The sequence below is a fragment of the Lachnoclostridium sp. MSJ-17 genome (assembly GCF_018918205.1).
In the GTDB taxonomy this organism is placed as follows: domain Bacteria; phylum Bacillota; class Clostridia; order Oscillospirales; family Acutalibacteraceae; genus Ruminococcoides.
Genome location: NZ_JAHLQB010000057.1, coordinates 1 through 12,903, shown reverse-complemented (window position 1 = coordinate 12,903; position 12,903 = coordinate 1). Strand labels below are relative to the sequence as shown.

Below are 12,903 nucleotides of genomic sequence, written 5' to 3'. Positions count from 1 at the left end.
AATTGTGTAAAGAAGTAGGTGAAAAGAATGAAAGAAAACATCCATCCTAAGTATGAGCAGACCACAATCACTTGCGCATGCGGTAATGTTATTGAAACAGGATCAACAAGGAAAGATATCCGCGTTGAAATCTGCTCAAAGTGCCATCCTTTCTACACAGGAAAGCAGAAGCTTGTTGATACAGGCGGACGTGTTGACAGATTCAAGAAGCGTTTCAACATTGCGAAATAAGTTTTTCGAAGCTCAAAGGCGGCACGCTTGTGTCGCCTTATTTTCGTTTGGGGAGGGGAACCGCCGTGAACAAGGATTATAAGACCGTGGCAAATGAAGCGAGCGATGAATTTGTCGAGAAGCGCTCGCGGTTTATCGGATATGTCAAGCCTGTCAGAACCGAGGAGGAGGCTGTTGCGTTCATAAATCAGAAGCGCAGCGAGCACTGGGACGCAAGACATAACGTTTATGCCTATTCTCTCCGGGAGGGAAATATCAAGCGCTACAGCGACGACGGCGAGCCATCGGGAACGGCGGGAATGCCTGTGCTGGACGTCATCGTCAAGAACGAAATCTATGACGTTTGCGTTGTAGTTACCCGATATTTCGGCGGAGTGCTGCTCGGTACGGGCGGTCTGGTCCGCGCTTATTCGCAGGGAAGCAAAATTGCCCTTGAGTCCGGCGGCGTCGTGCTTATGCAGTCCTGCCTGCTCTGTGAAACCTCGTGCAGCTACACCCGCTACGGAAAGGTCAGCTCACTCATAATGGAAAGCGGAGCGACGGTTGACGATACAATTTACGAGTCGGATGTAAAAATCAAGTTCCACATTCCGCCCGGCATGCTTGACGGGCTGAACAAGAAGCTTGCCGACGCGACCTCGGGGGAGGTTCAGGCGGTATCCGACGGAGAATCATATTTTATGACGCCGGTAAATTCCTGAAAAATTTTTAAAAATATTAAAGGATATCGGAAAAAAACGGCGTAATAATAATTAGAATACCATTTATCAGAAGAACTCAGGGAAAGGAGGCGTTTTTTTGGCTTTTCCCGAGGGTTTTATCTATGATTTGAAAGCGAGAAATGACATCACCGAGGTCATTTCCAACTATATGAGTCTTAAACGGCGCGGCAGGAATCTGGTCGGACTGTGTCCGTTCCACGGTGAAAAAACGCCGTCCTTCAATGTTTATACCGAGGACGGTCACTATTACTGTTTTGGCTGCGGCGCGTCCGGAGACGTTATTTCGTTTATAATGAAAATAGAAAACCTCGATTATCTCGACGCGGTGCGTTTTCTCGCCCAGCGCGCGGGAATGGAGGTTCCTGACAATTCCTACGACAGCAGTATGAGCAATCTGCGCAAGCGTATTTTTGAGGCAAACCGCGAGGCGGCGCGTTTTTATTACAAAACGCTGATTTCACCCGACGGTACGGCTGGTTTGGATTACCTTCGCCGCAGAATGCTTTCCGACAAGACTATCCGACGCTTCGGCTTGGGCTTTGCTCCCAACAGCTGGACGGCGTTAAGCGATTATCTCAAAGGAAAGGGCTTCAAGGACGATGAGCTGATAAGCGCCAATCTTTCGGTAAGGCGGCGCAGCGGCAAAGGCGTTATCGACCGTTTCCGAGGACGGGTAATGTTCCCGATCATTGATTTACGCGGAAATGTAATTGCCTTCGGCGGCAGAATATTGACCGACGAGAAGCCCAAATACCTCAATTCCTCTGATACTCCCGTGTTCAAGAAAAGCGAAAATCTGTTCTCGCTGAACAACGCGAAGAACTCGGGCAGCAGAGCGCTCATTCTTTGCGAGGGTTATATGGACGTTATCTCCGTCAATCAGGCGGGCTTCCAGAACGCCGTAGCTTCCCTCGGAACTGCTCTGACCTCAGAGCAGGCGAGCCTTATGAAGCGCTACGCCGACGAAATAATAATCTGCTACGACGCCGACGAGGCCGGTCAGAAGGCGACGGCGAGAGCGATTCCGATTCTCCGTGACGCAGGGCTAAATATCAGGGTGCTCTCGATTCCGAACGGCAAGGACCCCGACGAATTCATAAAATCCAAGGGAGCCGACGGACCCGCCGCTTTTAAGGCGATAATAGAAGCGAGCGGCAACGACGTCGACTACCGTTTGCAGAAGCTGAGAGCTGACTATAACCTCGCCGCGTCCGAGGGCAGGGTAGGCTACCTCGAGGCGGCGGCAAGGCTGATTTCGGAAATAAAAAGCCCGATTGAGCGCGATGTGTATGTTTCAAAGCTTTGCAAGGAGTTTGAGATTGATAAGAACGCCTTCAATCTGCAGATCAACAACCTCAGCGCCAAAAGCAAGCGCGAGGATCGCCGCAGGGAAATGAGAAAAATCCGTTCTGAGCTAAACGGCACGAATGATAAGATCGACAAGGAGCGGCACGCCAAGCTGAGAAGCACCAGCGCCGAGGAAAGCCTTCTGGCTAACCTGATAAACAATCCCGACTCGCTCAAGGCGATCCGTCAGTACATTTCCGCGGAGGATTTTCAGAATTCCCTTATGAGAAGGTATTTTGAGTATTTCAGCTCAAGGATCGATTCGGGGCTTGATCCGATGAACAATGTCACCGCCGATCTGAGCGATGACGAGAGGTCGAGGATCTATCAGATTTTATCGAAATACTCGGGGATTTCCCAGACCCCGCAGGCTCTTTTTGAAAACATCAACATAATCAAGGCGGAGAGCGAACGTCCGAAGGATACTGCGTCAATGACGGGCGACGATATCTCAAAGCTTTTCGCTAATATGAAGAAAAATAAAAAATAATCAGATATAGAAGGAAAGGATGTGTGCGTATGGCACAGCAGGAGAAAAGGTCACTGGTAAAGGAGCTTGTAGAATTAGGCAAGCAGAAGGGCTCGCTTACTAACCAGGATATTCTCGACGCGATCGGCGAAGCCGATATGGACCCCGAGAAGCTTGAAAAACTCTATGACACCATTGAAGCTCAGGGTATTGAGATCATCGAGGACATGGTCGACCTGAAAATCGAGGATATCGAGATCCCCTATGAGGATAATAAGGATGATGATTCTTCGGCTCCGGTTTCCGACACAGGTCTTGCGATCGACGACCCCGTCAAGGTTTACCTCAAGGAAATCGGCAGGGTTCCGCTGCTTTCATCCGATGAAGAAGTCGACCTCGCGATACGTATCTCAAACGGCGACGTTGCCGCGAAGCAGCGCCTGAGCGAGGCTAACCTCCGTCTTGTTGTAAGTATAGCCAAGCGCTACCTCGGCAGAGGCATGCAGTTCCTCGATTTGATTCAGGAGGGCAACCTCGGTCTGATAAAGGCGGTTGAAAAGTTCGACTACACCAAGGGCTTCAAATTCTCAACCTACGCGACATGGTGGATCCGCCAGGCTATCACCAGAGCTATCGCTGATCAGGCGCGCACTATCCGCATTCCCGTACATATGGTAGAAACCATAAACAAGGTCAAGAAGGTGCAGAGCCAGCTGCTCCACCAGAACGGCCACGAGCCCACTCCTGACGAGATTGCCGAGGAGATCGATATGCCGGTCGACAAGGTGCGCGAAATCATGCGCGTCGCTCAGGAACCCGTTTCTCTCGAAACTCCTATAGGCGAGGAGGAGGACAGCCACCTCGGCGACTTCATTCCCGACAATGACGCTCCGGCGCCCGCAGACGCCGCCTCGCACACCATGCTCAGAGAACAGCTCGCCGATGTGCTCGCGACGCTCACTCCCCGTGAGGAAAAGGTTCTCCGTCTCCGCTTCGGTCTTGAGGACGGCAGAAGCCGCACCCTTGAGGAGGTCGGCAAGGAGTTCAACGTAACCCGTGAGCGTATCCGCCAGATCGAGGCAAAGGCTCTCCGCAAGCTCCGTCACCCCTCGCGCAGCAGAAAACTCAAGGATTACCTTGATTATTAATATTCCTTATCAGAATTATGTATGAGTTTGAAGAAGTCGCTCAGATGCTCGATCAAATCGCCGACGCAATGCCGTATGAGCTTTACCGCGACTTGAACGGCGGCATATCGCTTTTGCCGCAGACAAAAATCCATCCGCAGGCGCTCAATAATGACCTGTATATCCTCGGCGAGTATATACGCAATTCGCTGGGCAACGCTATTGTTTTTTACTACGGCTCGATCGTACAGATTTACGGCAGAGTCGGCAGGGAGGAGCTGTACCGACAGCTCACGCGTATCCTTCATCATGAGGTGCGGCACCATAACGAGTACCTTGCGGGTACCGACGATCTCGGAATCTGGGACGACGAACAGATTCTGGATTATCTAAAGCGGAACGGAGTAAAACCGAAAAAATGAATTTACGGACAGGTCATTATTGCCTGTCCGTTTTCTTGTGCAATATTTACATAATTGAACAATAATTTTCTACAACCTAAATAGATTGCCCAAAGAGCAAATTTCGCAAAAAGAATTATTATTGTTGGTTATTTGTGATACAATGAGAATGATAAAATGCGCCAAATAGGAGGCATTGCGTTGAAATTCAAAAGAATAATTTCGGGAGTACTGAGTATGATTATGATGAGTGGACTGTGTGCGACCGCGGCGAACGCGGCAGGCGAAAAGGACTATCAGGCATACGCTGCAAAGCTTGACAAATGGGCTTATAACGGCACCGATTTAGGCGCGGATTATAGCGAAAAAGGCACTACCTTCAAGCTTTGGTCACCTTATGCCGACGGCGTTGTCCTCAATGTTTATGAAAAGGGCAGCGAGGACGAGGGCGGCGAGACCGTCGCGACCAAGGAAATGAAGTTCGACAAAAAGACCGGCGTATGGGAAGTCGGTGTAAACGGTGATCTTGCGGGCATGTATTACACCTACACCGTAAAGCACGGCGACGACGAGTATGTCACCGGCGACATCTACGCCAAGGGCTGCGGCGTCAACGGCAAGCGTTCGATGGTTGTCGACCTCAGCAAAACCAATCCCGATAACTGGGAAAACGACAGACATATTTTTGTGCCTCACGCCACCAACGCTTCTGTTTGGGAGATTTCCGTGGCTGATTTTTCCTCGGCGGAGAACAGCGGAGTCATTGACTCACACCGCGGCAAATTCCTCGCGTTTACCGAAAACGGAACTACGGTCGACGGCGTTCAGGGCGGTACACCGACCTGCGTGGATTACCTGAAAAAGCTCGGCGTCAAATATGTTCAGATCATGCCGATGTACGATTTTGGCTCGGTTGACGAGAGCAAGGATATCATGGAGCAGTATAACTGGGGCTATGATCCCGTAAACTACAACTGCCCAGAGGGTTCGTATTCAACCAATCCCTATGACGGCAACGTGCGAATCAAGGAATGCAAGCAGATGATCCAGGCGCTCCACAACGCGGGCATCGGCGTTATAATGGACGTGGTTTACAACCACACATATTCCACCGATTCATGGTTCCAGTACAGCGTTCCGAATTATTACTACAGAATGAACCCCGACGGAACGTTCTCAAACGGCTCGGGCTGCAGCAACGACACCGCTTCCGAGCATCTTATGTTCCGCAAGTATATGATCGACTCCGTGACCTACTGGGCAAAGGAGTACCACATAGACGGCTTCCGCTTTGATCTGATGGGTCTGCACGACGTCACAACCATGAACGCGATCCGCGACGCGCTCGACGGACTTTACGAGGACGGCAGCGGCAAGCAGATCATTATGTACGGCGAGGCGTGGAACATGCAGACCAACGCCGACCCCGGAACCGTTATGGCCAACCAGACCAACCTCAAGCAGCTCAACGAGCGTATCGGCGCCTTCAACGACGGCATACGCGACGCGATAAAGGGCAAGGTGTTCGGCGGCGGAGAGGGATTTGTCCAGACCGGCAAGAACCGCTCCGGCATCAAGACGGGCTTCCTCGGTCAGTCCGAGGCGAGCACAGGCTGGGCAAACGCTCCTACGCAGTGTGTGACCTACGCGTCCTGCCACGATAACCTCGCGCTTTATGACAAGCTCGTCGATTCCGTTTACGGAGACGGCACCTACCGCGACCGCCACGAGGATCTCGTCGCTATGAACAAGCTCTCCGCAGCGATCGTAATGACCTCTCAGGGCATTCCGTTCTTCCTCGGCGGCGAGGAATTCGCGCGCAGCAAGGACGGCGACGAGAACTCCTTCTCATCGTCCCGCGAGGAAAATATGCTCGACTGGAAGAGCCTTGAAAACTACAGCGATTTAGTTGAGTATTACCGCGGACTCCTGAAAATCCGCGAAAACTTCGCCGCGCTCTCCGACAGTACCCCGGTTACAGCGAACAACGTCACTGCCCTTGAAAATCTTCCCGCCGGAGTCTGCGCTTATGTCGTACCAAACACGGAAGCCGGAAAATGGAATAAGCTCTGCGCAGTATTCAACGGCTCGGACGAGGATCAGAATGTCAGCGTCGAGGGCGAGTGGATCCAGATCGCCAACGAGGAGACCGCGGGTCTGCGCAATCTCGGCACCGCATCGGGAAATCTCAGTGTTAAGGCGCATTCGGCAGCGATTTTCATTGACAAGAGCAGCTACGAGAAGGCGGGAATTACCGACGACGAGGGCATAGTTATCGTAAATTATTACGATAATACTACAAAGGAAAAGCTCAAAACTCAGGCTGTGTCGGATTCGATCGGCAAGACCTTTGACGTAGGCTTGCTTGCTTCGGCGCTCAATTACGATATAAAGTCATCCTCGGGAGATTCCCGAGGAGAATTCACCGATTCCGTAAAGCACGCCGATGTTTACGTCGAGAAATTCGCGGGAAAGATGTGCGATGTTACGATCCGCTTTATCGACGACATCAACGGCTCTGAGCTTGAGGATTCGTTTATTATCCGCAACAGAGAGGGCAACGCGTATTTCACTCCGCGTCTCCCGAGTATTGAAGGCTACCGCCTCGTACTTGACCAGCTTCCCTCAAACGGAGCCGGTGAGATGAAGGGTGAGGAGATCACCGTTGACTACAAGTATACCAGAGTGACCGACGACACCGACCCGTCAGTCTGCGTGGTCAACGCGGTTTACATGGCTGACGACGGCAGGATTATCGAGAAGAACACGATAACCGGAGCCGCGGGAGAGGAGTACGTCCTTCCCGACAACGAATACGAGAACCTCAATCTTATCGAGCTTCCCGAAAACTTCACGGGCGTGTTCCGCGAGGGCGAGATCAACGTGCTGTTCCGCTATTCCTCGCGTCCCGACCCGTACGCTCAGGCGCTCAGGTACGTTATTATCGCGCTCGGGGTGATCGGAGTCCTGTGCATAGCGTCCGTGTTCCTTTCACGTCACACTCGCAGGGAACGCCTGAGAAAGAAGATGGACATCATCGAGAAAACCGACGAATAAGTTAAGATTTTCCGCTTTTGCGGAATTAAAGATAATTTAAAAAGGAGAGAGTATTCAAATGAGAACATCAAAGAAAATCATTGCTTCTGTTCTCGCTGCCTGTATGCTCGCGTCAACAAGCATAGTAACGTCTTTCGCGGCTGTTGATGACGGCAGTGCCGGAGCCGGCGCTTCGCACGATTACATCAAGGCCAACGAAGCGCTTGACGCAGAGTACACCTACAGCGGGAATGACCTCGGAGCACAGTATACCCCGCAGTCAACTACCTTCAAGGTTTGGTCGCCGACTGCAACCGAGGTAAAGCTCAACCGCTATTCCACAGGCTCAGACAAGGAAACCGGCGCCAAGAATCTCGGAACCGTAACCATGGAGAAGCTGATGGACGGCGACAAGTGGACGGGCGTTTGGACAACTACCGTTTCCGGCGACATCAAGAACACCTATTACACCTATTCAATCACAGCGGCTCATCCAAAGAGCGGCGTGATTCAGACAGCCGAGACGCAGGACGTTTACTCCGTTGCTACGGGCGTTAACGGCAAGCGTTCAATGGTCTGCGACCTGAAATCCACCAACCCCAAGGGCTGGGAAAAGGACGGTCATGTTCTTCCCGAAAAGAGCACAGACAGCTATGTCTGGGAGCTTCATGTCAAGGACTTCTCTTATGACACCGCATCCGGCGTCAGCGAGGCGAACCGCGGCAAGTATCTTGCATTCACAGAAGAAAATACAACCCTGAACAACGAGGGCAAGATTTCTACCTGTATCGATTATCTCAAGGAGCTCGGCGTAACGACTGTTCAGCTCAACCCCTTCTATGACTTCCAGTCGATCAACGAGGCGGGTTCTGACGACCAGTTCAACTGGGGCTACGATCCTCAGAACTACAACGTTCCCGAAGGCTCATATTCCACAAATCCCTACGACGGCAACGTAAGAATCAACGAGTGCAAACAGATGATCCAGGCGCTCCACAACGCGGGCATCAGCGTGGTTATGGACGTTGTTTACAACCACACCTACGCGAGCGACAAGGAAGGCTCCTGCTTCCAGGCTACCGTACCTGATTACTACTACCGTCAGCTCAAGTCCGGAGCCTTCTCAAACGGCTCAGGCTGCGGCAACGAGGTTTCCTCTGAGCGAGCCATGACCAGAAAGTATATTGTAGATTCCTGTCTCTATTGGGTAAACGAGTATCATGTCGACGGCTTCCGTTTTGACCTCATGGGCCTTATCGATACCGAAACCATGAACATTATCCGTGACGAGCTCGACAAGATCAATCCGCTCATCACCGTATGGGGCGAGGGCTGGACAGGCGGCACTTCCACTTATGCAGCCAAAACCTGCACCGGTGCGGATTTCTATCCGGCAACTCAAGCCAACGCAGACAAGGTCAGCGAGCGCGTAGCGTTCTTCAACGACGGAATCAGAGACGGTATCAAGGGTAAAGTATTCGAGGCTGACGATACCGGTTTTGTAGGCGGCAACGTTGAGAGAGCAAAGGATATCCGTCACGGCGTAAGAGCTAACTCTCAGGCCAAAAACGGCTGGCTGGCTCAGTCTCCGGCACAGTGCGTTACATATGCAGACTGCCACGACAACGCAACCTGCATTGACCAGATCATTGCCCGCACGGGTATCGGCAAATACGGTGAGAGAAATGATACGGTTCTTTCGATGAACAAGCTGGCTGCGGCTATCCAGTTCACATCTCAGGGTATTCTCTTTAACCTCGCCGGTCAGGAATTCTGCAGAACCAAGTACGGCGACACCAACAGCTACAAGAGCTCGCCCGAAATCAATAAGATTACATGGCAGAATCTGGTTGACTATGCGGATATGGTATCCTATTACAAGGGCCTCAGACTGATCAGAGAGAACTTTGCTCCCTTCACTGCAGCCGACAAGAGCTTTGAGGATGCGTTCACCTTTGATTATCCCAAGAACCTCAATCTCAGCACTACCAACGTAAACTTCACTGTTTCAAACAATACCGACGGTCAGTGGAAAAAGATGGCTGTCATCTACAACAGCGCGTCCAAGGCGTTGAATATCAAGATTGCTGACACTTCCGTAACAAAGTGGGTCGTTATCGCTGACGGCGATCAGGCGGGCGTTTCCAAGATCAAGGAAGTAAGCGGCAGCACCTTTAACGTAGGCGCGAAATCCGCTTTGATCGCGGTTGATAAGGAGAGCTTCGACGCTAATCCGATCGAGTCCAACATGGGTAAGGTCAAGGTCGAGTACCGCCATGTCAACGGCGACAAGGAGCTTGCTAATTCCATGGTTCTCCAGGGCGGCATCGGCGAATCCTATAAGTGCGAGCCTTCTTCCGGCGTAAGCAACATCTATGTGCTTGACCATGTAGACGGTGATGCTGAAGGCAAATATACCGAGGCTGACCAGAAGGTAATTTTCTACTATACCGACTATGTTCCCGAGAATCTCCGCATCAACGGCGATGTGAACGAGGACGGCGCTATCAACGTTGCCGACGTTACCGAGTTCCAGCGCATTCTCGCGGAAATGGTTTCCGTTACTCCCGAAAAGAAGTCAGGTCTCGACTTCAACTACGACGGCGCTGTGAACATTGCCGACGCAACAATGCTCCAGAAGTTCATCGCCGGTTATGTTGTATCCTCAGGCAGCGTAGAGGTCAACTACTTCTACAATGACGCAGAGGGCAAGCAGCAGAAGCTCACCGAGTCCATTAATATCGAAGGCAGAGTAGGCGACGATTTCACAACAGAAGAGTATCATGTAATGGGCTATCAGATCGATAAGACAAGATATCCTTCCATTACCGAGGGCAAGATTCCTTACGGCAATCCCCTTGTTATCGACTACTACTATGTAGCCGGCAGCCTCGACGTTAAGCTCCACGTTAAGCACAACGGTTCCGAGACATGGGCACCCACTCTCTGGATCTGGGGCGCAGACCTTAAGGGCAATGACAAGTACAATTACTCGCCCGACGACAAGGCTAAGTGGCCCGGCGTTAAGCTTTCTGACGATGACGGCGACGGTTGGTTCGATTACGGCTTCACCTACAGAGGAGCAGGCTCCTACAACATTATCGTTTCCAACTCCGGCAAGACTCAGACAAAGGACTATAAGGGCTATGTTGACAACGAGATGTGGCTGGTTATCGACGATTCCAAGCTTGAATCAGGCGACTTCGTAACCTTCTACACCGACAATCCCGACACAAATCCCAACGCTCCTATCGCGAAGCGTCTCTATGCATAAATAATACAATAACGGCGGTCTCAAACGAGGCCGCCGCTTTTTGCGTCTATTTTGTTTTGAATACCGCCGTGAATGTGGTTCCGTCGTCTTGATTGCTCTGCACGCTCAGTCTGCCGTTCATGCTCTGAACAATATTCTTTGCGATCGAAAGACCGAGTCCGTAGCCTTTGGTTGTACGGGATTTTTCCGCGCGGTAGAATCTGTCAAAAATGTGGTCGATATCTTCCTTTGAGATCACGTTTCCGCGGTTGTTTACGGAGAATTCAACGGAATCATTTTTCTTAGAAAGAATTATTCTTATAACGCTGTTTTCATCGGAGTACTTCACCGCGTTGTCGATCAGTATGTGCGCGAGCTGATTGAGCTGCGTCTGATTTCCCTCAAGCGTGATGTCAGGCGCGATTTCAGTGTCGATAAGAACTTCCTTTTCAAAGGCTACCGGTTCAAAATTGAGCGCCGAACCTTCTACGATTTCGCTGAAATTGACCTGCGACAGCTGCACATGGCTTTCGCCAGCGTCCGATTTTGCAAGGAATAACATCTGATCGATCAGCTGCTTCATATGCTGCGCTTCGTCCTCGGTGCTCTCGAGCCACTTCTGCTCCTGCTCAACCGTCGAGCTCTTGTGCGACATCATGATATTGTTGTTCGCGAGAATGACTGTCAGAGGGGTTTTCAGCTCGTGAGATGCGTCCGCGACAAACTGCTTTTGCTGTTCCCACGCTTTTTTGACGGGATTGACCGCGAGTCTTGACAAGCCCAAGCTTATGAACAGAATTATTACCATGCTTCCCAGGAACAGCCCGGTGTTTATCAGGATCGAGTTTCTGAGATTTTCAAAAAGCGTGGTGTTGCCTGCAAAAACAATCAGCGTCTTTTCGTGGTCGCTTTTCTTAACGTACATAAGGCTGTAATCGGAGATCTGTCCGGATTTTTCCTGACGGGCAAGAGCGATTTCCACGCATTTTTCCAGATCGTCGCTGTCAATTGTAACGTTGCTTTCTTCCTTGCTGACAATGTTTCCGTCCTTGTCGGTTTCCGCCACAACGTATGATGAAATCTCCATAGGCGCGTTTTCGCGGATATCGGGCTTGTTTTTGTAGCTGTCCTTATCGTTCTTATCAAAGGGCATTTCGGGCTTTCCGCTGTCGTCGGTCGCGGGTTCAAAGCCCTTTTCCGCACTGTTTCGATCAATCACTCTGTTCAAGCCGTGCTCGAGCTCATTGTAGGAGTTAGAAAAGTTATTGATACAGACGGCGGTAAAAATCCCGATCAGTACAATACCGATTAGTCCCAGATTAATCAGAGCTATCCGCCATCTCAGTTTTTTGATCATGACTTCTGCTCCAATCTGTAGCCGACTTTTTTGATTGACTTTATTTCCGTTGACGACTGGATAAAGCTCAGCTTACGGCGTAAAAAGGAGATATAAGCTTCAACGTTGTTTGAGCCGGCGTCGGAATCGTAACCCCAAACCTTTGTGATGATATCCTCCTTTGAAATGATGATATCGCGGTTCGCAATCAGCAGCTTAATAATTTCAGCCTCCTTGAAGTTAAGGTGGACTGATTTGGCACCCTTGCTGAGCATACTTGTTGACGCGTTGAAATTGAAATCTCCGTAGCCAGTCTCGTCGAGCATGACCTCGCCTCTGCGCCTTGTCAGCGCCTTCACCCTCGCGAGCAGCTCCTCCGGAGCAAAGGGTTTTGTCATATAATCGTCGGCGCCGCGATTCAGTCCGGTCACCTTGTCGCTTACGGCGTCCTTCGCGGTGAGCATCAGGATCGGTGTTTCTATTTTATTGCGGCGCAGCTCTGCCGCGACCTCAAAGCCGTCACGGTAGGGAATCATGATGTCCAGAATGATCAGGTCGTAGATCCCGCTCAGTCCGTAATCAAGACCGTCGTTGCCGTCGTAAACAACGTCCGCCATATATTTTTGTTCAACAAGAATCTGTTTCAGCGCTTCCGCCAAACGCTTTTCGTCCTCAACTATCAATATCTGCATAGTTCTGCCTCCTTATAATAGTATTTTAACATCTACAATACTAAAGGACAATACTTAAAAAATCCTTAATTAATTTTTTTAAAAACTTTTTTGAGCATTTAAGGTATTTTTAAGTTTCAGAAGATATACTTCAGTCAAACAAAGGAAAACAGCGGAAATTAAAAATAAAAGTAACTATTCAGAACGATAAAAAATTGTATACCTGCACAAAAGAAATTTTGAAATATCGAATAGCCGGCATGCAGATGAAAGAAGTACAAATTGGTCATACGCTATGCTCTCCAGAGGC

General features: G+C 50.5%; 9 protein-coding genes. 7 read left to right on the top strand and 2 right to left on the bottom strand.

Going from position 1 to position 12,903, the window contains the following annotated elements; genetic code table 11:
- Positions 1-27 precede the first annotated feature (27 nt).
- The 7 genes from rpmE (at position 28) to pulA (KQI64_RS05120) (ending at position 10,607) form a co-directional block, all read left to right on the top strand.
- Positions 28-231: a 50S ribosomal protein L31 gene (rpmE, locus tag KQI64_RS05150; RefSeq protein WP_092968808.1), complete on the top strand. Its 204-nt coding sequence runs from the start codon at positions 28-30 to the stop codon at positions 229-231.
- A gap of 65 nt (positions 232-296) precedes the next feature.
- Entirely contained in the window at positions 297-932 is a 636-nt protein-coding gene (locus KQI64_RS05145; protein WP_216523663.1) for a YigZ family protein, read from the top strand.
- Positions 933-1,029: 97 nt separating this feature from the next.
- Complete coding sequence (dnaG, locus tag KQI64_RS05140; protein WP_216523662.1) at positions 1,030-2,790, top strand: DNA primase; 1,761 nt, start codon at positions 1,030-1,032, stop codon at positions 2,788-2,790.
- 29 nt (positions 2,791-2,819) lie between these two features.
- Positions 2,820-3,917, top strand: coding sequence for an RNA polymerase sigma factor RpoD (rpoD, locus tag KQI64_RS05135; protein WP_216523661.1), 1,098 nt, complete (start codon positions 2,820-2,822; stop codon positions 3,915-3,917).
- 17 nt (positions 3,918-3,934) lie between these two features.
- Positions 3,935-4,318: a metallopeptidase family protein gene (locus KQI64_RS05130; RefSeq protein ID WP_216523660.1), complete on the top strand. Its 384-nt coding sequence runs from the start codon at positions 3,935-3,937 to the stop codon at positions 4,316-4,318.
- A 180-nt stretch (positions 4,319-4,498) separates the two neighbouring features.
- Complete coding sequence (pulA, locus tag KQI64_RS05125; protein ID WP_216523659.1) at positions 4,499-7,354, top strand: type I pullulanase; 2,856 nt, start codon at positions 4,499-4,501, stop codon at positions 7,352-7,354.
- A gap of 58 nt (positions 7,355-7,412) precedes the next feature.
- Entirely contained in the window at positions 7,413-10,607 is a 3,195-nt protein-coding gene (gene pulA, locus KQI64_RS05120) for a type I pullulanase (RefSeq protein ID WP_216523658.1), read from the top strand.
- Positions 10,608-10,653: 46 nt separating this feature from the next.
- Here pulA (KQI64_RS05120) and KQI64_RS05115 read toward each other — a convergent pair whose 3' ends face one another.
- Positions 10,654-11,943 (bottom strand): sensor histidine kinase, encoded by a 1,290-nt coding sequence (locus KQI64_RS05115; RefSeq protein WP_216523657.1) that lies wholly within the window; start codon positions 11,941-11,943, stop codon positions 10,654-10,656.
- Positions 11,940-12,614, bottom strand: coding sequence for a response regulator transcription factor (locus KQI64_RS05110; protein WP_216523656.1), 675 nt, complete (start codon positions 12,612-12,614; stop codon positions 11,940-11,942). Before KQI64_RS05110 ends, KQI64_RS05115 begins: the two co-directional genes overlap by 4 nt.
- Positions 12,615-12,903: the final 289 nt, after the last annotated feature.

What these genes read in the sequence shown, in the direction of transcription:
- rpmE (WP_092968808.1), top strand. Translation starts at nt 28, where the DNA reads ATGAAAGAAAACATCCATCCTAAGTATGAGCAGACCACAATCACTTGC.
- pulA (WP_216523658.1), top strand. Translation starts at nt 7,413, where the DNA reads ATGAGAACATCAAAGAAAATCATTGCTTCTGTTCTCGCTGCCTGTATG.
- KQI64_RS05110 (WP_216523656.1), bottom strand. Translation starts at nt 12,614, where the DNA reads ATGCAGATATTGATAGTTGAGGACGAAAAGCGTTTGGCGGAAGCGCTG.
- rpoD (WP_216523661.1), top strand. Translation starts at nt 2,820, where the DNA reads ATGGCACAGCAGGAGAAAAGGTCACTGGTAAAGGAGCTTGTAGAATTA.
- KQI64_RS05115 (WP_216523657.1), bottom strand. Translation starts at nt 11,943, where the DNA reads ATGATCAAAAAACTGAGATGGCGGATAGCTCTGATTAATCTGGGACTA.
- KQI64_RS05130 (WP_216523660.1), top strand. Translation starts at nt 3,935, where the DNA reads ATGTATGAGTTTGAAGAAGTCGCTCAGATGCTCGATCAAATCGCCGAC.